This window comes from Adhaeribacter radiodurans, from assembly GCF_014075995.1.
In the GTDB taxonomy this organism is placed as follows: domain Bacteria; phylum Bacteroidota; class Bacteroidia; order Cytophagales; family Hymenobacteraceae; genus Adhaeribacter; species Adhaeribacter radiodurans.
In genome coordinates this window covers 2,866,090-2,888,815 of the sequence record NZ_CP055153.1, presented here as the reverse complement: position 1 = coordinate 2,888,815, position 22,726 = coordinate 2,866,090, and the positions used below count along the sequence as shown (strand labels likewise).

The 22,726-nt window shown below is 38.6% G+C and carries 16 protein-coding genes and 1 tRNA gene; 9 read left to right on the top strand and 8 right to left on the bottom strand.

Annotated elements, in window-relative coordinates; genetic code table 11:
- Nucleotides 1-75 precede the first annotated feature (75 nt).
- A complete protein-coding gene (locus tag HUW48_RS11815) occupies nucleotides 76-861 on the top strand; it encodes a DUF547 domain-containing protein (protein ID WP_182415863.1) in 786 nt (261 codons plus the stop codon).
- Nucleotides 862-1,128: 267 nt separating this feature from the next.
- Here the strand turns inward: HUW48_RS11815 and HUW48_RS11810 are convergent, their stop codons facing one another.
- The 4 genes from HUW48_RS11810 to pdxH form a co-directional block, all read right to left on the bottom strand.
- Nucleotides 1,129-2,100, bottom strand: coding sequence for an aldo/keto reductase (locus tag HUW48_RS11810; protein ID WP_182415862.1), 972 nt, complete (start codon nucleotides 2,098-2,100; stop codon nucleotides 1,129-1,131).
- A 280-nt stretch (nucleotides 2,101-2,380) separates the two neighbouring features.
- Entirely contained in the window at nucleotides 2,381-2,983 is a 603-nt protein-coding gene (locus tag HUW48_RS11805; protein WP_182415861.1) for a Maf family nucleotide pyrophosphatase, read from the bottom strand.
- Nucleotides 2,949-4,247 (bottom strand): DUF1015 domain-containing protein, encoded by a 1,299-nt coding sequence (locus HUW48_RS11800; protein ID WP_182415860.1) that lies wholly within the window; start codon nucleotides 4,245-4,247, stop codon nucleotides 2,949-2,951. The genes HUW48_RS11805 and HUW48_RS11800 overlap by 35 nt, the downstream gene beginning before the upstream one ends.
- Nucleotides 4,248-4,306: 59 nt before the next feature.
- A complete protein-coding gene (gene pdxH / locus HUW48_RS11795) occupies nucleotides 4,307-4,981 on the bottom strand; it encodes a pyridoxamine 5'-phosphate oxidase (protein WP_246343838.1) in 675 nt (224 codons plus the stop codon).
- A gap of 270 nt (nucleotides 4,982-5,251) precedes the next feature.
- Between pdxH and HUW48_RS11790 the strand changes: the two genes are divergently transcribed.
- From HUW48_RS11790 to asnA, 4 genes are all read left to right on the top strand, one after another.
- Complete coding sequence (locus HUW48_RS11790; protein WP_182415859.1) at nucleotides 5,252-5,803, top strand: YqgE/AlgH family protein; 552 nt, start codon at nucleotides 5,252-5,254, stop codon at nucleotides 5,801-5,803.
- A gap of 32 nt (nucleotides 5,804-5,835) precedes the next feature.
- Nucleotides 5,836-8,232: a DUF349 domain-containing protein gene (locus tag HUW48_RS11785; protein ID WP_246343836.1), complete on the top strand. Its 2,397-nt coding sequence runs from the start codon at nucleotides 5,836-5,838 to the stop codon at nucleotides 8,230-8,232.
- 129 nt (nucleotides 8,233-8,361) lie between these two features.
- A tRNA-Thr gene (locus HUW48_RS11780) sits at nucleotides 8,362-8,434 on the top strand.
- A 451-nt stretch (nucleotides 8,435-8,885) separates the two neighbouring features.
- Nucleotides 8,886-9,926: an aspartate--ammonia ligase gene (gene asnA, locus HUW48_RS11775; protein WP_182415858.1), complete on the top strand. Its 1,041-nt coding sequence runs from the start codon at nucleotides 8,886-8,888 to the stop codon at nucleotides 9,924-9,926.
- Between the two features lie 259 nt (nucleotides 9,927-10,185).
- Here asnA and HUW48_RS11770 read toward each other — a convergent pair whose 3' ends face one another.
- From HUW48_RS11770 to HUW48_RS11755, 4 genes are all read right to left on the bottom strand, one after another.
- Nucleotides 10,186-11,619 carry a TolC family protein gene (locus tag HUW48_RS11770; RefSeq protein ID WP_182415857.1) on the bottom strand — a complete coding sequence of 478 codons (1,434 nt, stop codon included), beginning with the start codon at nucleotides 11,617-11,619 and terminating at the stop codon, nucleotides 10,186-10,188.
- Nucleotides 11,612-14,812, bottom strand: a complete 3,201-nt coding sequence (locus tag HUW48_RS11765) for an efflux RND transporter permease subunit (protein WP_182415856.1) — start codon at nucleotides 14,810-14,812, stop codon at nucleotides 11,612-11,614. Before HUW48_RS11765 ends, HUW48_RS11770 begins: the two co-directional genes overlap by 8 nt.
- A 26-nt stretch (nucleotides 14,813-14,838) precedes the next feature.
- Nucleotides 14,839-15,921, bottom strand: coding sequence for an efflux RND transporter periplasmic adaptor subunit (locus tag HUW48_RS11760; RefSeq protein ID WP_182415855.1), 1,083 nt, complete (start codon nucleotides 15,919-15,921; stop codon nucleotides 14,839-14,841).
- Nucleotides 15,922-17,099: 1,178 nt separating this feature from the next.
- Nucleotides 17,100-18,053 (bottom strand): hypothetical protein, encoded by a 954-nt coding sequence (locus HUW48_RS11755; RefSeq protein ID WP_182415854.1) that lies wholly within the window; start codon nucleotides 18,051-18,053, stop codon nucleotides 17,100-17,102.
- Between the two features lie 769 nt (nucleotides 18,054-18,822).
- Here HUW48_RS11755 and HUW48_RS11750 point away from each other — a divergent pair.
- The 4 genes from HUW48_RS11750 to HUW48_RS11735 all read left to right on the top strand — a co-directional run bounded on the left by HUW48_RS11750 (nucleotide 18,823) and on the right by HUW48_RS11735 (nucleotide 22,272).
- Nucleotides 18,823-19,230: a DUF7793 family protein gene (locus HUW48_RS11750; RefSeq protein ID WP_182415853.1), complete on the top strand. Its 408-nt coding sequence runs from the start codon at nucleotides 18,823-18,825 to the stop codon at nucleotides 19,228-19,230.
- Between the two features lie 372 nt (nucleotides 19,231-19,602).
- On the top strand, nucleotides 19,603-20,175 hold the full coding sequence (locus tag HUW48_RS11745) for a class I SAM-dependent methyltransferase (protein WP_220464019.1): 573 nt from the start codon (nucleotides 19,603-19,605) through the stop codon (nucleotides 20,173-20,175).
- Nucleotides 20,176-20,993: 818 nt separating this feature from the next.
- Nucleotides 20,994-21,806 (top strand): alpha/beta fold hydrolase, encoded by an 813-nt coding sequence (locus HUW48_RS11740; protein ID WP_182415851.1) that lies wholly within the window; start codon nucleotides 20,994-20,996, stop codon nucleotides 21,804-21,806.
- Nucleotides 21,807-21,867: 61 nt separating this feature from the next.
- On the top strand, nucleotides 21,868-22,272 hold the full coding sequence (locus HUW48_RS11735; protein ID WP_182415850.1) for a hypothetical protein: 405 nt from the start codon (nucleotides 21,868-21,870) through the stop codon (nucleotides 22,270-22,272).
- The last annotated feature ends 454 nt before the right edge of the window (nucleotides 22,273-22,726 follow it).

Here is a 22,726-nt window from a genome sequence, read left to right as displayed (position 1 = left end):
AGAATGAGGCTTAAACAATAAACCTTACTTTAAAAATCTGGTATTTACTACCTTTTATTTGCATTCCCGAAACAAATGAATTTTCGAAAAGCTTTTCTTTTATTTGCCACCCATGTTCTTTTTATCCGCTGCTCGTCAGAAAGCAACTCTACCTCGAAAGATTTGTATTCTGACCAAAAACCAGGGCAAGCAGTTTCGCATGATGCTTACAGCGTTTTGTTGCAAAAGTATGTTTCAACGCAAGGAAAGGTAAATTATAAAGATTTTTTAAAAGATAGTACGGCCTTAAACCATTACTTAGAAAGCCTAAGCAATAATCCACCCGCTGAAACCTGGAGCCGGGCCGAGCAATTAGCATATTGGATAAACGCTTACAACGGGTTCACGCTGCAGTTAATATTACGGAATTACCCGGTAAAAAGCATTAAAGATATTGGCAGTAAAATTAAAATTCCTTTTGTGAATACTCCCTGGGACAAGAAGTTTATTCGAATAGGTCAAACCTGGATAGATTTAAACCATATAGAACATAGTGTTTTGCGTAAAGAATTTAACGAGCCGCGCATTCATTTTGCTATTGTTTGTGCTTCCGTCTCTTGCCCCACCTTACTAAACGAAGCGTATACAGCCGCAAATTTAGAACAACAGTTAAACAACCAGGCCCGAATATTTATAAACGATCCCAGCCGAAACCAAATTCAATCCAACCGAATTCAGATTTCTAAAATTTTCAGTTGGTTTAAAGGTGACTTTACCCAGCGTGAATCTTTGATTGAATTTTTAAATAAATACTCACAAGTAAAAATCAATCCAGATGCTCGGGTTTCTACCCTCGATTACAACTGGAATTTAAACGAATAATTTCATAGTACCCTATCCATCCCTATCAGAAGTCAAATTTTAAGCAAAGCACCATCTAATAGGATCGATACTGAGATAGTTGAAAGGTTATTTTAGTTGGAAGGTTGAAAAGTTATAAAGTTGAAAGGTTTTAAGGCTTACAATGAATCTTATTAGAAGAAGAATAATTGAAATTCGACTTAAAAACCTTAAAAACTTATTCAAGAGAGTTTTAAATTAATAAACTTTCTAGCCTTAAACTTTACAACCTTCCAACCTTTCAACTAATTATTGCGACCAAGCGGTAGGTTCGCGGTCCCAGCGGTGTTGTTTTAATTGCTGCAACAGTTGTTGCGATAAACCTTTGCCATCGCTGGCTTTTAAGTTGGCTTTGGCGTGACTTACTTTGCGCATACCGGGTATAACAGTACCTACCTGCGGATTACTCAGAATAAAACGTAAAGCCATTTCGGGCATGGTCATACCGGCCGGAAGTAGTGGTTTTAAAGCATCGGCGTGTTCTACGCTGGAATTTAAATTTTCTGGTACAAAGTAGGTGCTGCGCCAATCATCTTTAGGGAAGGTTGTTTCTTTCGTAAAAGTACCGGTTAAAGTACCTTCGTCGAAAGGAACCCGGGCAATGATACCCACATCCAGTTTTTCGCAAAGCGGAAACAATTCATCTTCGGGAGCCTGGTCGAAAATATTATAAATTACCTGAACGGCCTCAATTAAACCAGTCTGTAGGGTGTTCAGCACATTATTGGGTTCCCAACGGTTAACACTTACTCCCATTGCCTGAATTTTACCGGCCTTTTTCAAATCTTCAACGGCTCGCTGCCAACGTTCATCAGTGGCCCAGGCATCTTCCCAAACGTGGAATTGTTGCAGGTCAATTGTTTCCACATTTAAGTTTTTCAGGCTTTTCTCCGTGTATTCAATAATATGATCGTAAGGAAAACAATCTTCCAATTTCGATTCGCGAGTAGAAGGCCATTGAAAGTTTTTCGGGGGAATTTTAGTAGCCAGGTATAATTTTTTATCGGAATGGCGTTTTTGTAAGTTGCCTAATATCTGCTCGCTGCGACCGGAACCATAACCCCAGGCAGTATCAAAAAAATTACAGCCTTGTTCCACGGATAAGTCCAGCGACTGATTCGATTCATCATCGTCCGAGCCGGTCCAACCAGCCAATCCCCACATGCCATAACCCATTTCACTTACTTGCCAGTTGGTGCGGCCAAATCTTCTGTATTCCATAGTTTATTTTTAAGTAATTTATCTTAAAGTTAAAATTTAGTAAAATTAATTATTTTAAATTCCTGATCACGGGTTAAAATGGATTTCATGGATTACATGGCTAACTTTAAGAGCCTTGTTGCTGGACTACTTTGAATAGGATGGTTCGATTCAGGTTAGCCACTATATTTTCCAATTTAGTTAGTAAGTTGTAGAAGTAAATTAACGCTAAGTAATGATTTAGTAAAAAGAAAATTACAAAATTAACTGTTCAGTTAAAATAATCCGCAAAATCTGAGATTTAATAATTCGTGGAATCCGGGTGAATCTGCGATTCTAATGTTTGCAGTGCCTCGTAAACTTTATGTACCGGTAAGCCCATTACATTATAAAAAGAACCTTCCAGCCGATGAATGGCTACCATTCCAATCCAATCCTGAGCCCCGTATGCGCCCGCCTTATCGAAAGGTTGGTAAGTTTCCAGGTACCAGTTAATCTCTTCTTCGCTTAAACTTTTAAAATAAACCCAGGTTACATCGTGTAAAATAATTTTATGTTGCTGGGCTAATAAACAAACGCCCGTTATAACCTCGTGCGCTTTCCCCGAAAGAGATTGGAGCATGGTTCGAGCTTCGGCAAAATCAGCGGGCTTGTTTAAAACCTGATCTTCGAGGCAAACAATGGTATCTGCCGTTAGTAGAATTTCTTTTTCTGCTAAATCTTCCCGGTAAGCTTCGGCTTTCTTACTAGCTAAATACTCAGCTATTTCGTGGCGATGTAAGTTTGCCGGAAAAGATTCATCCACTTCCTTAACTCGTATGGTGAAATTTAAACCAAGCTTTGCTAAAAGTTCTTGCCGACGCGGAGAATTAGAGGCAAGGACTAACTTCGAGGAGAAATTCATTTTCTTTAATTGAGCTAAAAACAAATCCACTAATTACCTTCGGATAAAAAAAAGTCGATTTCTGAGGCATAAGCGCTCCGCTGTAACATACGTTTTTTACCTGGTCAATGGTAACGCCGTTGGTAATAAAGGCCACTTCAGCTTCTTGATGATCTACCCGGCTCAAACATTCGGCAAAATTACGGATATACTGAATCTGGTCGCTGGTTCGCTGCGCTTCCTGCTGTATGCCTAAAATTTTTTCCAAAACAAAAAAATGCAGAACGGTTAAATCCAGGTCCTTTACCACGGAAGGTAAGGGCCAACTAATTTGCTCGTGCACCTCAGGTTTTAGACGGATTTTATAAGGCTTGCCCCGCAGGTACATGCCAAATGCCCATTTCTTCCCGGCAATAATTTCGTTTAAATCATAGGGGTCAGCCAGTGGAATTAAAGTAAAAAATAAATCTAATTGAGCTAAAAATTTTTCGTTCGTAAATGGCAAATGCAACAACAACCGGTGGGTAGGTAAAATGCGTAAATCGTGCGCTTCGGTGTTGGTTAGGTAAATAAAATGGTAATTATAGGCCTCGTTACCAGTGTGCTCAGGATTGGAAGCCATGCAGGTTTTCCGGTATTGCAAAGAGCTTTCGTAACGATGATGGCCATCGGCTAATAGCACTTGCTTATCTTTTAACACCCGAACAAACTCTTGTATAATGGCCGCATCCTGAATAACGGCTACTACATCGCGTACCCCCTGGTAATCTTCGGATTCGTGCAAAGGCGCCTGAATGCTCTCATCCATGTACTTTTCCAGCGTAAAATCCGGATCGGTGTACAAGCCATGCGTAGGACTAGCCTGAAGCTGGGTGGCAGTTAATAATTCAATGCGATCGTTTACCGAAGCCGGAATGGTGTTTTCGTGGCGCAATAATACCTGATCGTTCCAATCGTAGGCTTTCATGTGGCACATAAATCCTTTGCGGCAATATTCCTGATCAGAATCGGGTAACCTGAAATACTGGTAGTAAACGTAAATTCCCGGTAAGTAATCTTGTTTCAGAATGCCATCGGTTTTCCAGGTTTGCAGCAGTTCGGCCGCTTCTTTAGCCGGAAAAGCGCCTTGGGGTACCGATAAGTGAATACTATTATATGGATTCTGGTAAAGCGCTTCCCGTTGTTTTAAAGAAACAACATCGAATAGGGGGGAGGTTAAATCCTGAATAGAATTGCTTAGATCCTGGTTATAACGCCAGCCCCGTAAAGGAATAATTTCGGCCAAAGTGAAAAATTTAAATAAAAACAGCTATAAATAATTCTGGTACTAAGGAAGATTTATAATTAAGGAGCCAGCCGCGAAATTTGCCATTCAGCGTTTGCTGATTCCTGGGTATACACAATACGATCGTGCAAGCGGTTCGGGCGACCTTGCCAAAACTCTATTAAATGTGTCCGCACCAGATACCCTCCCCAATGTTCGGGGCGCGGTATTTGGGTTAAACCCGCGAACTTATCTGTGTAGAGTTGGTTTGCCTCTTCCAGTTCTTGCCGGCTGGTTACTTGTTTACTTTGCGGCGAAGCCCAGGCACCTACCTGGCTGCCAAGTGGCCGGCTCCAGAAATATTCATCTGATTCAGATTCGGTTACTTTTTCTACGGTACCTTCCATCCGTACCTGGCGTTCTAACTCGGGCCAGAAAAAAGTAAGTGCCACCGCTGGGTTAAGAGCCATGTCTTGCCCTTTGTGGCTGAGATAGTTCGTAAAAAAGAGAAATCCTTCCGGATTTACTTTTTTGAGTAAAACAACCCGTGCAGATGGAATACCTGCCTGGTTTGCCGTGGCGAGAACCATAGCTGTAGGTTCGGGTAAGGCTGCCTGAATAGCCTCTTGTAACCAAACATTAAACTGTTGGAAAGGATCAGCAGCAACACTATTTTCATTTAATTGTTGCAAAGAATAGTTCTTCCGGATACTGGCAAGGTCAACAGTTAAACTCATATATATTATAATATTCATATTTTATCAAGCTTAAAATGCTAATTTTTCTAAATTATATCGCATTACTCCGAAAATTTTAGTATTTTGCACCCTAAAATCTTAATTCTTTCTAATGGTAAACGGATTGATTTAAGTATTTAACGCCAGAACTGTCCAAATTTGAGAAAATAATTCGTACAAAGTAGATTATTTTTCAAATTACTGCTACTATTAACCTCAAAATAGCGTAAAGCGAAAGGTTAATTCATGACCTTTTAAAACAATAGTCTTCCGAAGCTAATTTGAATTATGACGAAAGTTAAAAGTGGCAGTATTCTTATTTCTGAGCCTTTTTTAGGCGACCCTAATTTTGAGCGTACCGTAGTATTGGTTTGCAAACACGACGAAGAAGGATCTTTTGGGCTGGTTCTGAACCGTAAAACGGATCTAAGACTAAGTGATGTTCCCGAATTAGAACAGCTTAACTTTGATATGGAATTACATATAGGTGGTCCAATGGAGCATAATACATTGCATTACATCCATCAGATTTCGTTATTAAATGAATCGATAACTTTAGGATCAAACGTTTTTTGGGGCGGAGATTTTGAACAGCTTAAATATTTATTAAGTAATGGCAGCATAGATACGGATGATATCCGGTTCTTTCTCGGTTATTCCGGGTGGACAGCCGGTCAATTAAACGATGAAATAAAAAATAACGTGTGGATTGTGAATAATTCAGCAACTGATAAATTATTTAACTTAAATACCGATTCACTCTGGCGCGATATATTAAAAGAAATGGGTGGTAAATACAAAATATTGTCGAATTACCCCATTGATCCAAGTTTAAATTAAACCAATCGGCTTTGTAAATAAGCATAGATAGCATGTTAGAAAACGAGAAAAATAGTCCATCCTCCGGTAACGATAACATTCAATCCAATCCTCGTTCAGATGGTGGTAATCCGCAGGAGATTTTAGAGAGAAGATTAGCCGAATTAAATGCCCGCGATAAAACAATACCTCAATCGGTAGGCGGTACCCCAAATCCGGATCTGGTAGATCCTATGCCGGAGCCGCAATCGGAAATAGTGAAAGAAAATACTGCCGATAGTTCCGCAACAACAACTGGAGTAACTGATTTAGTAAATTCTACCGAAAGTTCGGAGGTTAGTACTCCTGCCCAGGAACCTGTTCAGGCGGAAAAACCAACAGGTTCCGTCAGCTTTGAAGTGCCACCTATTGAAAGCAGCGTGGTAAACCAGGCCGACGAAGTATCAGGTTTTGAAGGGGATTTAAGCAGCAGCAACGACATTGCGCCGGATGAGCCATTTAGCGAAACAATTTCGGATGCCGTAGAATCTTCTGATGCAGATGCAGGAGCCAATGCGGCACCTGCTGCCATAAATGAGGATGCTGCTAGTTCATCAGCTATGAGTACCGCCGGGGTAATTCCAACCCAGGAGGCCGCCCCCGTACAAACAGAAAACGTTAATCCGGAGGCGGGCATTATAGAGCATGATTCGGTGGAGCACCCCGATGAAGCGCATTCCGACGATTATATTCCGGAAATTGATTATAGTACCTTACCGGCACCCGAATTAAAAAAGCAACTGCTAAAAGCTTATAAAACATCTGACCCAAGGAAAAATGCCCGGCAAATTTTTGAGATGTACCGGCAGTATGAGTTGCGGGTAGCCACTGAGAAACACGATGCTTTAGAGAAGTTTGTGGCCGATGGGGGAGATGCCGGAGATTTTGCTTTTAACAACAGTTCTGAAAATCAGGAAATTGAACGTGGGTTTCAGCAATTCAGGGAAAACCGCAACCGCGAGCTGAAAAACGAAGAAGAGCAGAAAGAAAAGAATTTAAAGCGCAAAAACGAATTACTCGAACAATTGCGGGCTTTAGTAGAGGCAGCAGAAACAAAAAATAGTGCCGACAAACTCAAGACTATCCAAAGCGAATGGAAAGCCATAGGAGCGGTGCCAACTTCTGATGCCCAACAGCTTTGGAATTCGTACCACGCTTTATTAGATAAATTTTACAACAACCGCAGCATTTTCTTTGAGCTGAAAGAACTCGACCGCAAGAAAAATTTACAACAAAAAATACAGTTGTGCGAGCGGGCAGAAGCTTTATTGGCCAACCCTTCTATTAATGCTTCCTTACAGGAATTACGACATTTACACGAAGAATGGAAAAACATTGGTCCGGTACCTAATGAGGCGCGCGATGGTATTTGGGAGCGTTTTATTCAAGCTTCAGAAAGGATTCACGAACGTAAGAAAGAATATTTAAACGTTCGGAAAGCGCAGGAACAGGAAAATTTGCAGCGCAAATTAAACGTACTCGAAATTGTAGCTCCTTACCAAACCTTTAACTCAGACCGCATTAATGATTGGCGCGATAAAACCGATGAAATCCAGAAGATAAAAGATCAGTGGGATAGTATAGGGTTGGTACCCAAAGAAAATGCCGATGATGTAAACCGCCGTTTCTGGAGCTGCTACAAAGCTTTTTACCAGCACAAGAATGCTTTCTTTAAACAGCTCGACGAACAAAAAATGCAGAATCTCCGGCACAAAACCGAGTTATGCGAACAAGCCGAAGCATTAAAAGACAGTACAGATTGGGAGGAGACTAAAGAGCGTTTAATTCAGTTACAGAAAAAATGGAAAACCATAGGCCGGGTACCAGATAAGTATTCCGACAAAATCTGGAATCGTTTTAGAGCGGCTTGCAACGAGTTTTTCGACCGCAAGCAAAATCAGCAACAGCAAAAAGAAGCAGAACTGGAACGCGCTGCTTCCGAGAAATCAGCCTTTTACGATAAACTGTCCACTCGGTTAAGTACTCCTTCTACTACTGCTGGTTCTCTGGAAGAGTTTAATCAACTGCTCGCCGATTGGCGCAATTTTGAGGAACCTGGCCAACGGATAAACGGGAAACTAGAAGAACGCTTTTTTGATCTGTTGCAGAAATACCTGGATACGATTCCGGATATGAGTTACGATAGAAGAAATGAAATAGCCTTTCAACTTCAACTAGACCGACTACGTCACCATCCGGATGCTTCGCATAAATTATATCAGAAAGAGCAAAACATCCGGAAAGAAATCAGTACGCTTGAAAACGATATTAGTACCTTACGCACCAATATTGAATTTTTTGCCCGGTCTAAAAACGCCGAAAAATTACGCGAAGAATACCAGCAACGCATCGAAGATGCTACTTCCCGGATGAATGTGCTGAAAAAACAACTACGGGCAATCCGCTCTTAATAATTATTCTTTTTGATTTTCAGGTATTTGAAAAAAACTGCCCGAATACTTAACTAAGAGATTTGGATTATTAATTGGAGTTACTAATTTTGTATCCGCTTACAAACACGGAGCAATAATTTAGTAAAAGCCTCCTTAGCTCAGCTGGTAGAGCAACTGACTTGTAATCAGTAGGTCGTTGGTTCGATTCCGACAGGGGGCTCTTCAAAATCAAGCACTTATAAGAATTAATCTTATAAGTGCTTTTTTGTTTGCACCCAAATTGATAAACATAGCTTAGTAAGCTAATCTAATTAAAATCATTAGACCTGATAAAGTCCTTTTTAAGAATTAAGCTGATAATCACAAATACTATAGTTAAGCTTTTAAACTAAATCTTATAAGGCAAATATTTTTCTGGTTAAGCTAAATTACTTCCTAAAAGGTTTAATATAGAGATTAACTTCCTGCCAACATTTTAATAATCATCAATTAGTCCTCTATAAAATAAAAGAATAGAATTCATATTTATTAGGAAGATAAGAGAACGACTCCTAAAGAAAGATGTAAAAACTTTAATTTTAATTTCCTTTCTTGCATTATAGCATTAGCACTCCTTGCTTCCTTTAAATTTTTAGCTAGATTTATTTTTAAGTTATTATTTAATTCTTGTCATGAGTAATCAGGTATTTATTCCACCACATTATAAGTCTATTTTAAATCCTACCCGTACCGAAAAAGCTATAAAGCTTACAAAAGATATATTCGAGCACCAGCTTTCTGCTGAATTACGGTTACGACGGGTTACAGCGCCTCTCTTTGTGCTAAAAGGTACAGGTATCAACGATGATTTAAACGGCATTGAAAGACCAGTAAGTTTCCCGATAAAATGTATGCAGGAAACCCAAGCTGAAATTGTGCATTCGCTGGCGAAATGGAAACGGTGGAATTTAAAAAAACTGCAAATACCGGAAGGTTATGGTTTGTACACCGATATGAATGCCATTCGTCCGGACGAGGACCTGGATAATATTCATTCTTTGTACGTAGACCAGTGGGATTGGGAGCGGGTTATTACCGAGGAAGAAAGAAACCTGGATTTTCTTAAACGTATTGTTCACAAAATTTATTCGGTAATGAAAAGGACCGAATACTTGCTTTATGAAGAATACCCGGAATTAGCACCAATACTACCCGACAAGATTACTTATATTCAAGCGCAGGACTTACAAGACCAATACCTGGATTTAAGCTCAAAAGAAAGAGAAGACCGGGCGGCTAAGGAGTTTGGGGCGATATTTATAATCGGAATTGGAGGACCTCTAGAAAACGGGGAAAAACACGACGGCCGTGCCCCGGATTATGACGATTGGACCTCGCCTACGGAAGGTAATTACAAAGGCTTAAATGGCGATATTGTGGTATGGAACGAAGTACTACAACGTTCTTTCGAGCTTTCTTCGATGGGAATTCGCGTAAACCCAACGGCACTACAAAACCAACTAGCCCTTGCTGGCTGCGAAGACCGGAAAAAGTTAATGTGGCACCAAATGTTACTGCAAAACGAATTACCTCAAACTATTGGGGGCGGCATTGGTCAATCAAGGCTGTGCATGTTTTTCCTGCGCAAAGCTCACATTGGCGAGGTACAATCCAGCATTTGGCCAGAATCTATTCTCGAAATCTGCACTAAAAATAATATCCCTTTACTTTAATTTATTTACTAAAAACTCAATTTATAAAGGCTAATGGATAAGTATTACTTTGATTAAATCCAGCTTAGGAATAGCTCTCTACCAATCTTAAAAATCCATGGTTTTTAGTGTATCTTTTTAATTAAAAAATGATTTTACCTTTACCTTTTAGGAAGAGGAGATTTGTTTATAATAGAAAAAGAGCAGGGTCATTGTACAAAATTGTACAATGGCACTGCTCTTTAAGAACTAATAATTTATTAAGAAATTACTAATTTAATTATTGGTTCCAGCCGCCGCCAAGTGCCCGGTAAATATTGACCATGGCATTCAATTGCTGCATTTTGGTTTCCACCAGATCAAATCTGGATTCTAAAGCATCCCGCTGGGTCAATAGTACTTCCATATAATCAGCTCTGGCTGATGTGAAGAGAATGTTTGAAATATCAATGGATTGATTTAAGGCTTCTACTTCTTGTGATTTTAAATCGTAGAATTTCCCTAAGTTATTGATCTTTGCCAATTGATTAATTACCTCTATGTTGGCGTTTAGAATGGTACGCTCGTAGTTGTAAACAGCCTGGATTTGCTTAGCATTCGCACTATTATAAACGGATTTAATTGCATTCCTGTTCACCAGTGGCGCCGCTAAGTCTCCGGCAAGCGTATACAACAATGATTCAGGCTTCAGCAGAAAACTTGGATTAAAGGCTTGGTAACCTATACCAGCGGAAATACCTAAGGAAGGATAAAACATTGCTTTAGCTACTTTAACGTCCAACTTAGCAGCTACCAGTTCCAGTTCAGCCTGCTTTATGTCTGGCCGGTTAGATAATAACTGCGCGGGAATACCGGCCTGAATGGTTTGCGGTATTAGATTATCAAAAGCCTGATTATTTCTTTGAATAGGCTGCGGATACCTACCTACCAAAAAATTAATTCTATTTTCCGTTTCTGTGATTCTTTGCTGAAGGTCGTACTGCAAACTTTGAGTATTGAGTACCTGAGCCTGGAACCGGCGTACTGCTAACTCGGTAACCTTTGCTGCTTCTTTCTGGAGCTTAACAATTTTAAGCGCGTTATTCTGGATCTCAATGTTTTGTCTTACAATCGCCAACTGATTATCTAAAGCTAATAATTCAAAGTACGAATTAGCAATTTCGGAAATCAGGTTAGTAATCATAAAATTTTTGCCTTCCACGCTAGACAGATACCTGCTTAAAGCCGCTCTTTTGGCATTGTGCAGTTTATGCCAAATATCCAACTCCCAGGTCGCGTAGGCACCTACCATAAAATCTGGGAGTGGTTCCGGCATTTCTTTTTCTGGTTTAATATCGGTGGTAGCTTCCATCGCACCTATATTGGTGTATCGGGCTACTTTATCTACCCCGGCTCCGGCTCTTAAACCAACAAAAGGTAAATACTCTCCTTTTCTCGCCCTTACTTCATTTTGAGCAACTTGAATTTCCTGTAAAGTAATATTTAACTCCTGGTTATTTTGCAGGGCCATGTCAATCAAAGAAGTCAGGTTAGAATCGGTAAAGAATTCCTTCCACTTCATTGCAGCCATATTGGTAGTATCCTGCGAGTTATTGAAACTCGCAGGTAATGCTGTATTAGCTGTTTTCTCCACTATAGCGGGAGTTTTACAAGCCGTATAGGTTAGGGAAATAACAGCTATTCCCACCCATTTTAATTTACTTTTCTTAAACATGGTTTTCACTTTCTGTAACTTGGGGAATACTGTCAATGGCATAAAGATAATCTTCGGTTAAAGGCGTTTCATGTTCATCTTTAATCAGGTGACGGCCATCTGCCATACGGGCGAAGATGTAGTACAATCCAGGAATAAGGATAACCCCGAAAATTGTTCCGAATAACATACCACCGAGGGCAGAAGCACCGATTGTTCTGTTTCCAATAGCACCTGCACCTGTGGCATTAATCAACGGTATCAATCCGGCAACGAAGGCAAAGGAAGTCATTAAAATAGGACGGAAACGAACCCGGGCACCTTCTATGGCGGCATTTAAAATTGTTTCTCCCTGTTGTCGTTTCTGAACGGCAAATTCTACGATAAGCACGGCATTTTTCCCTAACAGACCAACCAACATGATAAGCCCGATTTGCGCATAAATGTTGTTTTCCAATCCCATTATCTTTAACAACATAAACGAACCAAATACCCCAACCGGCAAGGAAAGCACTACCGCAAACGGAATAATAAAACTTTCGTACTGGGCTGCTAACACAAAGTACACGAACAACAGTACAACCATGAAAACATAAAGAGATTCATTTCCCCGGATAGATTCATCGTAAGAAAGACCTTCCCAGGCAATATCATACCCTTTCGGCAAGGTCTTAGCGGCTACCTCCTGAATGGCTTGTATAGCATCTGCCGTGGTATACCCACCTGCTGGAAGGCCCTGAATAGCGGCTGAATTGTACAAGTTGAAACGGGTAACTTCATTAGGTCCCTGCGTTTTTTTGAGTTTCATGAAAGCGGAGTAAGGCACCATTTCGCCTTGGTCATTTTTCACAAAAAGGTTTAAAAGATCCGATGGAAGCCTCCTGAATTTAGGGTCAGATTGCACGTACACTTTGAAAAACTGATTAAACTTGATAAACCCTTGTTCGTAGGTACTACCAATTAAAATATTAAGGTTTTCCATGGCTTTACCAATAGACACCCCTTTTTGCATGGCTAGATTATTATCTATCTCTAAATCATACTGCGGATAATTAGCGGCAAAAAAAGTAAATAAGCCCGTGAGTTCCGGACGCTTGCGCAGATTATCCATGAACTGTTGATTGATCATATCAAACTCATGGTAGTCAGTATCAGTATTTTTATCTAACAAGCGCATAGAAAAACCACCGGACGAACCAAAACCCGGAATAGCTGGTGGTTCGAAGAATTCTACCACAGCGCCAAGGCCTTTTGATTTCTCTTCTAATTCCTCCATGATTTCCTTCAAGGTATGTTTGCGATCTGACCAGGTTTTTAAGTTAATCAAACAAGTACCCGCATTAGAGCCCCGTCCTTCGGTCATAATCTCGTAACCGGCCAAAGAAGATACCGATTCCACGCCATCAATTTCTTCGCAAATCTTTTGCAGACGTTGTGATACCTGGTTGGTTTTTTCTAAAGTAGAACCGGGAGGTGTCTGGATAATGGCATAGATAGTACCCTGGTCTTCGTTCGGAATAAATCCGGCGGGTAAAATTTTATTTTCGTAGAAAATACCCAGGCCAAATGCCAGTAAAATACCGAAAGTAAGCCATCTTCTGCTAACAATTGATCGTAACAAGCGCACATATCGGCCGGTAAGTCTTTCGAACCAATTGTTAAAACCGTCCAGTGCTCTGGAAAGCAGATTTCTCCTTTTAGGTTTACCATGATTATTTTTTAATAACATGGCGCATAATACCGGAGTGAGCGTAAGGGCTATTACCGCCGAAATTACAATGGAGCTAGCCATGGTAATGGAAAACTGCCGATAGAAAATACCCACTGGACCTGTCATGAATACCAATGGAACGAATACGGCGGTCATTACCAGGGTAATTGCTATAATAGCACCTCCAATTTCCCGCAATACTTCCAAAGTGGCTTTATAGGGAGATAAATCCTTTTCTTCCATCTTGGCGTGCACTGCCTCCACTACCACAATGGCATTATCTACTACTATACCAATGGCCAATACTAAGGCGAATAAAGTAATCAGGTTAATGGATAATCCAAAAAACTGAATAACAAAAAAAGCCCCAATCAAAGATACCGGTACCGCCAGAATCGGGATTAAAGTAGAGCGCCAATCGCCCAGGAATATGAATACTACAATGGCAACCAGAATAAACGCGTCGCGCAAGGTATCAATTACCTGCTCAATAGAAGCATCCAGGAACTGAGAAACGTCATAGCTGATTTTGTAGTCCATTCCCGGAGGAAAAGAAGTTTTCATATCTTCCAGCTTGGCTTTTACTTCGGCAATTACATCACTGGCATTACTGCCATAGTTTTGCTTTAATACAATAGCAGCCGATGGTTTACCATCCAGGTTAGAATAAATATCAAAGAACTCACTTCCTAATTCCACAGTGGCGATGTCCTTCAGGCGGATGCTTTCCCCTTCGGCATTAGCCCGGATTATGATATTGTCATACTCTTCGGGTTTGTTATATCTACCTTTGTAGGTGAGCACATATTCCAAGGATTGAGCGGCAATACCGGAGCTTTGACCTAACCGGCCTGGTCGACCAATTATACTTTGTTCGCCTAAAGCTTCCATTACTTCTTCCACGGAAATTTTATAAGCCCGCATACGGTCCGGATTTAACCAAACGCGCATAGCGTAGCGGCGGCTACCTAAAATCTGAGCCCGGGCTACCCCTTTGGTTCTTTGTATTTCCGGGATCATTTTAACGGTAGCGTAGTTGAATAAGAACTTTTCGTCCATACTCTTACTCTTAGAGTAGAGATTGACGTACATCAACATACTTGGCTGGATAGGGGTAATTACAACCCCTTCCCGCTGAACTAATTCGGGCAAGAGGGGCATCACCTGGTCCACCCTCGTCTTGACTCGAATTACCGCATCGTTGGGGTTGGTTCCCGGTTCAAAAATAATCCGGAGGGTAGCCTCACCGGCACTAGTGGCATCCGTAGCAATATAACGCATACCTTCAACGCCGTTTATCGCCTGCTCTAAGGTAATCAGGGTTGATTTTACCAGTACATCGGCACTAGATCCAGGATAAGCTATAAAAATATTTACGGTGGTGGGAGCAATATCCGGGAATTGAGAAATGGGCAATTGCCGGATGGCCAGGCCACCAACAAAAACTATAATGACCGATATTATTATTGCAAATACGGGTCTATGCATAAATTTACTAAACATGTCTTCTGCTTTTTAGGATATTTAAATTATTCCGCATACAACTCTAATTGCGACATGGCAGTCTGAGGCTCTAAGAACTTGGACTGAATTTTTTGATTTTCCCGTACTAAACGTAAACCTTCCAGCAGGATCTTATCATCTTCAGCCAAACCTTTTTGAACCACATAAATATGCGGCATTTCCGCTGCTACTGTAATTTCTCTTGATCGTAACACGTTGCCCTTATCCACTACATACACGTACTTTTTATCTAAAACTTCAAAAGTGGCTTTCTGCGGAATCATCAAGGCATTTTTCATTGGCACTGCCATTAATATGTTACCCGTTTCGCCATGCCGTAACAGTCCTTTGGGATTTGGGAAGGTTGCCCGAAAAGCAATATTTCCTGTTTCGTTGTTAAAATCTGCTTCAATGGTTTGAACTTCTCCAGGGTAATCAAATACCTGTTGGTTTGCCATTTCGAGTTTAACTTTTGTTATGTTATTGCTTTGCTGGGTGGTTTTGTAATCCAGATATTCAGCTTCAGGCACATTAAAATAAACCCACATTTTACTATTATCGGAAAGGGTAGTAAGCAAATCGCCTTCGTCTACCAAGCTACCCAGCCTTACCTGAAAATGGTCCATGATGCCATCAAAAGGAGCTCTTATTTGTGTGAATCCTAAATGAACCTGGGCCAGGGTTACTTCAGCTTTGGCTTTATTTAATTTTGCCTTGGCCATCGCCAATTCATTAGGCGACACCACATTACCGGAGGCAAGCTTGAGGGTGTTTTGATATTCAATGTCCGCAAAACTGGCTTCTGCTTGGGCTTTTTGCAGTTCTGCCTCATACATAACGGGCATAATTTGAAACATTAATTGCCCTTTTTTTATAGACTGTCCTTCGTCTACAAAAATTTTCTGTAAGTAACCTTTTTCCAAAGCTCTTACTTCAATATGGCTTATCGCCCGGATTTGACTAACGTATTCCTTGGTAATCAAGGTGTCTTTTTTTAAAGGGCTGGAAACCAGGAATTTAGTTTCCTCTTCCTTTTCTACTTTTTGCGATTGACAGCTTGTATAGCCTAGTAAGGCACACAAGCCCAAGAGCATGAAAATTCTCTTCATGTTAGTTAAGCTTTTAAAAAGATATAAGGATTTTAATAAATTTTATTTGGGTTGTGTATATCACAAATACAGGATTCCAAGCCTTAAAAGGATGGTAAAATAAGAAATACACGGGTGCATCTTTTCAGCTAAGTGCTAGTAGACGCAGGTAAATAGTAATTAATGGATTAATAAATAGGCAAGTTTAATTTGCCTGATTGCAGTTTGAATCAAATCCGGAAAACCCGGAATAAGAGGTACCACTTATAAGAAGAGAAATAAATAGAATGCTTACAGGAAGGTAAACATTTTAGGAAGAGGAAGCTTAAGAAGCCAAATGCCAGAGCGTAAAATAGAGAAGTAAAGTAACTACTGCCTTCTAAAAATTTCTTAAAAGAAATATAATCATGTTTCTCTTCTTCAATTTCGGCAGCAATAATTTTACAGGTCTCTTTTTCTGTGCTGGATAAAGTAGACTTGAGGAGCAGGGTCTGGCTATTGTGCAAGGAGCCAAAAGTGGCTCGTTCAGACTTAAAAAGAACCTTTTTGGAAGCATGGCATATACACTCTTGATATGAATGTGCATACAGAGTACTATATACACTTAACAGGAGTATACTCAGGCTTAAAAGATATCTTACTATCGCCTTTATCATGCTAGCAGCAAAACTACATCAAATTGATTTCACAGACAAATAATTTAACATTGAATATTAAGAATATAATAAAAAATTTCATCTAATATTCAATAAAACTTACAACATTACCAATCAACTAATCAAAGTTCTTAATTTTTTTAAATGGTAAAGATTAACGCATTAATTTTAAAATAATATGAATGTTCCCGTGACATTAAGGGTACTATACTTTTCTTAATTCTTTAGTTAGTTAAATTGATTTGATTATAGTGGTAAAGTACATTTTTTTTTGTTTGGTATACCGAATATTGGTTTGATAGTAGGTGAGTAATGGAGAGAGATTTGGATGGTAAGAATATGTTAAAAATAAATTTTTAGAACCCCACTAAATTAGTAAAATTAAGTAAGCCTTATTTCTTACTTATACATGGTATACTTTAATACATCAGTGTTATTATTAGCCGTCTACTATTTAGTTACAATCACAAAATAATACTAAGTCACCACTAAGTAAGTTTTCTAAAATTGGCTTATTCAAACGGCTTTAAACCTGTTAAATTTTTACTTGGTTGTCAGTTTAAATCTGTCAGTCAATATTTTAACTATTTTATTGGCCTGAATTTCCCATTCCAAGAGCGGGTTTTCAGATGTAATTAGGTTATCTGTTGGAACAAAGTTATTTTGAAAAATGTAATTTCCGGCGTTATCTAGTGGGATAGTATTGTTAAACGATTTTAAATCAGTTTTTGCTCCTTTCATAGTAGAATCTAAATTGAAAATTTTATCGAGTGAAACCTGGTAGCCTGCTTTAATATTGCTAGCAATAGCAGAGTTAGGAGTAAATATATAATCGCACCGTTTAATAGCCATTTTTTCTAATTCGTATTTCCAACCTTGGTTATTGAGATCACTGTGATCCTGGGATAAACTTGGTATATAAATAGCCAAAGGTTTACTTGTAACTAACTGTAGCTCGATCCCCGCTAAATAAGTCAACCAATTAGAGGCAAAAATTAAATCGTAAGAGCGATCGGCGGCAAACCGAGTTGCAAATCGGGCATATTCTATGGTTTGAGAATCTACGGTTAGTGTATCCCAATTGACAGAATCAAAAATATTGATGATTTTAGTTTTAGAACCATCACTGCTGTTTTCAGAAACAGTTTCCTTTAAATTAATAAAATCAGGCCTTCTTTCCTTTAAATAACTCCGTTGATTCTCAGGTTTGTCTGGAGAGCCATAAAGGGGGATTTCCTGCCGAATGTAATCGGCCTCGGCAAAAGGTTGAGCTTTCGGTAAACGGCTGCCAGAAGAATATGAATCAAAATTTATATTATTTAACCCCGTTACATTTATATTATCTGGAACTACATCCGGGTTTGCTTTTGGTAAAATTAAAGATATAGCCAGTTGAGTAGACATAGCTTTAGCCATCCAGTAGCTATTAGTTTCTGATCCATTAGCTACTTCAGAAAAAAAATCCCAACCTAAAAACAGTACACTTAATTGATACATTTTCAGTTTTAAAGGATTAACTAAATTTACTTGACGGTTAGCAGGAAAATTCTCAACGGTAATGTCTCCTACAAGTTATTTCTAGTCTATTTACCATTGCTTCTGAAATAAAGTTTTTATATTTTCTTACGCTCCTTATTTCTTAAATTATTCCACTTCTAATTTCAATTTGAAGGTACAACAGATGATTTAACCTGGTTCAGGCTACTTAACAAAATCCGTATTTATTAAAATAATTAGATATATAGTCTCTTTTTTAAAGAAAATCTACTTAAGCTTGGCAGTGCTTTTGAAACAAGCTATGGCTGTAATAATCCGTATTTAAGAATTCTATTTGGTAAATTAGAGTTAGATAAAGTCCATTAATAAAGATCTGGCAAATAAGTGATGTGCCTTATTTATAAGGTTTTTACAAAGGTTAAAGCCAGTAATTTTATGAGAAAGTTCTTTTAAACAGCTTCTTTAGTACGAAAAGGTAAGTTATTTAGATAGGTAATCAGTCTTAGACGAAAGAAAATTAATTTAATAGTAAGTGTCTATAAGTTAGTAAATTATATAATATGTATGAAGTTTATGAGGAAAACACTTTAATTCCTTTACCTTAGCTCCGTCATTTAATTAAGGATATTTAAGGTAGTTAGAAGTAATAAATTTATTGCCTAACCCTAAGAAAATTGTTCGTAGGTCCCCAAAAATTAGTCTTAGAAATGCTTAATATTTCACTTTTTATTAATGAATATTGTCATGTTGCATGTTATAGGATAGTTAAATGGAACCATTTGAAGGAGATAGCGGAGTAAGGAAGAAAGATACAACTTATGTGACCATGATTTTACAAAACGGTATTTTCCAGGCCTACTACAAAAAGCTGAATGTTTTGGACCTACTTATAGCAAAAACTGCTGTACAAGACCGGATTATTTTTTTTAAAAACACCGCCTACCCCTGCTTATTTGATATTACGGAAGTAAAAGAAACTACTAAAGAAGCCCGCGACTATATGGCCAACGAGGGCAACGAATTAGTTGTAGCCAGTGGCATGGTAGTAAACTCGCCCATGCTGAAAATGATGGCTAATTTTTATATTATGGTTAATAAACCGAAAAACCCTACCCGCTTGTTTACGGATCGTGCAAGCGCTTTGGACTGGCTCGAACAGTTTAAAAGTAAGTCTTAAAAATAGGTTCTTAACCTTGTTATTCTATTCTACAAATCCAGATAATAATTTTTTACCACCATCTAATTTCATATTCTGTTTAAATACTTAAGCTCCTCTTTTTATAAAATATTGCCACGAAATTAAGATTATAAAGAGTAAGATATAGGACTAGGAAGATAAAGCTAAACTTTCTTTAAATAGAATTTATATTGCAAATATTCCTCGTTAAAATTGTCCCATCAACCGGAAAAAAGCTTTTTCTATTAAGCTTTAACGATTTTAAATTTGAACTATCTAAAAAATTAGCTTTATACAGAATTCTAAAAATATAATTTAAATAAGATGGGTATATTTTCGAAATATGTTTCACCGTGGTTAATGAATAAATTTATGTCTATTAAGGCTATTCCTCCTTACCGGGCAGAATTACTAAACCATGCTTATGGGAAAATACTGGAAATTGGATTTGGATCTGGTTTAAATTTGCCTTTTTACCCGGCCAATATTAAAGAAATTAATATTGTGGAGGTGAACGATGGTATGAAAAATTTAGCTCAGAAAAACATTGCTCAATCTTCTATTCAGGTTAACTATCATACCATAAATGCGGAGCAACTGCCTTTTCCGGATGCTACTTTTGATACAATAGTAAGCGCCTGGACTCTTTGTAGCATTGTGGAAGTGAGCAAAGCTTTAATAGAAATTTACCGGGTGCTTAAACCGGAAGGCCAGTTTTTATTTGTAGAGCATGGCCTAAGTAACGAACCGCAGGTACAAAAATGGCAACACCGGCTCACGCCCGTTCAAAAAGTTATTGCGGATGGTTGTCATCTCGACCGGAATATAGAAGCGCTTATTGCCGGGGCCGGCTTTCAGTTTAGTAAACTCCGGAAAGAATATGCAGGAGTACCTAAAGTGGCCAGTTATTTTTACATCGGAATTGCTACCAAATCTTTAGCTTAATTCATCACTACCTAGTTTTATTCTGTACAAATTATTTTTATCCTTCAGACAAGCCTATAAATTTTACTTGGGTACCCCATCCTAAAATAGAAAATTTAGTAATTCTGCTTATAACCTGATTAGCAGAACTACTCCTTACCAACCTTATTTTTTAGACTATAACTATTGCTTTAATTCTAAAGAAAGGTAATTGTTGATTATCTAATTACAATCATATCGCAGCAAAACCCAACTTGCCTGAAAAGTTACATCGTTAAATAAGCTTGACCAATCCGGATGATAACTTTTATAGGCTAGGGTACAGCCAGCTACTAATTATTCGTTTGCATCTTCGAGGTAAGCATTGTTAAATTCCTTATTAAGTTCAGGGTGCCAGCGCCGGCTCCATTGGAGCAATGAGTGGCTGCAGATTAATTTTTTGTAAACAGGATTTGGTTTAGTTGTTTGAATTACCGCAACTAAGGAATAAACCCAAATAATATAAAAGCAACTGCGTTAGTATATAATAAAATCTATTTCAGTTACATGAACTCTTAAATACTTAAATTTACCATATTGTTACGTTTTAGAAGGACTTTTCTAGTAAAATCTCGTAAGTAAGTATATTAAGTGTTTTATTATTTAAACTAGTTTTTATTGAAACAAATAAAGAATATACATTAAAGTTATAATTCATTATTACTCCTTTACTGTCTAAGTTTTATACTTGAACTTGTTTTGCAAGCAGCTTTAGACTAAATGGATAAAAATTACTAAATTTTTATCTTAGCTTTTTCAATTCGCTTAACATCTCTCTTTTTTAACCAAGTTTTTATATTATGGAAGATGTGCTCAAAAGAAATAATGTAACCGCTAAAGGGAAAGGTGAAACTCCCATTCTATTTGCCCATGGCTATGGTTGCGACCAAAATATGTGGCGTTTTGTTACACCTGCATTTGAAGAGAATTATAAAATTATTCTTCTGGATCAAATGGGGTTCGGAAAATCCGATGTTTCGGCATATACCGCTCAGAAGTACGATTCTTTGCAAGCTTACGCCGATGATATTTTAGAAGTAGCAAATGCGTTAAATATAAAAGATATAATTTTTGTAGGACATTCCGTAAGTGCCATAGTTGGAGTACTAGCGGCTATTACTGCCCCGCATCTTTTTCAGAAATTAATCTTGATTGCTCCATCGCCGCGCTACATTAATGATACCGATTATTCCGGTGGATTTGCTCAGGAGGACATTAACAATTTACTGGAATCGTTGGATAGTGACTATTTAGCCTGGTCGGTGGCAATGGCCCCGGTTATAATGGGAAATGCCGAGAAGCCCGAATGGAGCGAAGAACTGGCAGCCAGTTTCTGCCGGAGTAACGAAGAAATAGCCCGGAATTTTGCCAGGCTTACTTTTCTTTCTGATAACCGGGCCGATTTAAAAAAACTTCAGGTTCCATCTTTAATTCTGCAGTGTCAGAATGATGTAATTGCGCCCTTAGAAGTAGGAAACTATATGAAACAAAGTATAGCCAATAGTAATTTAGTAATACTAAATGCCACCGGGCATTGCCCTAACTTAAGTGCTCCAGAAGAAACTATAGAGGCTATTAAAAATTTTTTATCCACCGAAAAAGTGCTTTATTGAATTAAACTATTGATCGTGAACCAACGCATGAAAACAAGATCGACAGAATTATTAAGCTTTAATGGAGAGAAATGAATTAAAAAAAGTAAACGGCGACTTGTTTTTTGAGGCACAAAGAAAAGGCGCTAATTCGTACATTTTCGCCAACTGGATTGGCATTCAATCCTTGGAGGCTATTATGCTAGGGGCCAATTTGGTTTTATCTATGTTGCGTAAAGAACCATGCATGGCTATTTTAAATAGCAACAAAGAATTAATTGGTCCCTGGGACGAAGGTGCATTATATCTGGGGAACAAGTGGGTAATGGAAGCAAACGCCTTGGGAGTTATTCACTTCGCGCACGTTCTGGCACCCGGGGTTTATGGCCAAAGGTCCTTCGAAAAGTTTTTCCGGCTAGCGCAGCCTTACTTGCAAATTGAAGTCTTTGAAACAGATGCAGAAGCAGAGGCTTGGCTGCTCAGCTAGCTTCACTCTGCCTTTATATTTTACTTTTTTATTATCTTATCTAATTACTTTTACTAAAATCGGTGATAAAATTTTTGGTTTTATCCTGATTTTAGCTCTACAAACACCCAGGATAACCACCAACACAAACCTTCTCTTACATTTCATTGAACCTAAGCCGCTCCCGTATCTTTCATAGTAGGAATTAATACCAGGTAGTATTTACTAATTATAATAAGAGTATATTAAAAAGAAGCCAACCCGGTAGGTATTAAAAACGGGAATGTCGAAAACATGCCGGAACAATAGTTTGATGATAACTACTTCTTCCATTTTAGTCATCCTGAAAGTAACTAACCGGCAGAAAAGAAGGAGGTTGGTTGGTAAAAAGGGAGATTACCTACTATAATCTTATAGAAAATACTACTACAGGCATTCTAAATTGGCTAAATCCTGCCAGAAGAAGGGGAATAAG

Excerpts from the sequence above, each read along its gene's own strand:
- HUW48_RS11815 (WP_182415863.1), top strand. The coding sequence starts at position 76 with ATGAATTTTCGAAAAGCTTTTCTTTTATTTGCCACCCATGTTCTTTTT.
- HUW48_RS11810 (WP_182415862.1), bottom strand. The coding sequence starts at position 2,100 with ATGGAATACAGAAGATTTGGCCGCACCAACTGGCAAGTAAGTGAAATG.
- HUW48_RS11805 (WP_182415861.1), bottom strand. The coding sequence starts at position 2,983 with ATGAATTTCTCCTCGAAGTTAGTCCTTGCCTCTAATTCTCCGCGTCGG.
- pdxH (WP_246343838.1), bottom strand. The coding sequence starts at position 4,981 with ATGAATATTATAATATATATGAGTTTAACTGTTGACCTTGCCAGTATC.
- HUW48_RS11790 (WP_182415859.1), top strand. The coding sequence starts at position 5,252 with ATGACGAAAGTTAAAAGTGGCAGTATTCTTATTTCTGAGCCTTTTTTA.
- HUW48_RS11785 (WP_246343836.1), top strand. The coding sequence starts at position 5,836 with ATGTTAGAAAACGAGAAAAATAGTCCATCCTCCGGTAACGATAACATT.
- asnA (WP_182415858.1), top strand. The coding sequence starts at position 8,886 with ATGAGTAATCAGGTATTTATTCCACCACATTATAAGTCTATTTTAAAT.
- HUW48_RS11770 (WP_182415857.1), bottom strand. The coding sequence starts at position 11,619 with ATGTTTAAGAAAAGTAAATTAAAATGGGTGGGAATAGCTGTTATTTCC.
- HUW48_RS11765 (WP_182415856.1), bottom strand. The coding sequence starts at position 14,812 with ATGTTTAGTAAATTTATGCATAGACCCGTATTTGCAATAATAATATCG.
- HUW48_RS11760 (WP_182415855.1), bottom strand. The coding sequence starts at position 15,921 with ATGAAGAGAATTTTCATGCTCTTGGGCTTGTGTGCCTTACTAGGCTAT.
- HUW48_RS11755 (WP_182415854.1), bottom strand. The coding sequence starts at position 18,053 with ATGTATCAATTAAGTGTACTGTTTTTAGGTTGGGATTTTTTTTCTGAA.
- HUW48_RS11750 (WP_182415853.1), top strand. The coding sequence starts at position 18,823 with ATGGAACCATTTGAAGGAGATAGCGGAGTAAGGAAGAAAGATACAACT.
- HUW48_RS11745 (WP_220464019.1), top strand. The coding sequence starts at position 19,603 with ATGTCTATTAAGGCTATTCCTCCTTACCGGGCAGAATTACTAAACCAT.
- HUW48_RS11740 (WP_182415851.1), top strand. The coding sequence starts at position 20,994 with ATGGAAGATGTGCTCAAAAGAAATAATGTAACCGCTAAAGGGAAAGGT.
- HUW48_RS11735 (WP_182415850.1), top strand. The coding sequence starts at position 21,868 with ATGGAGAGAAATGAATTAAAAAAAGTAAACGGCGACTTGTTTTTTGAG.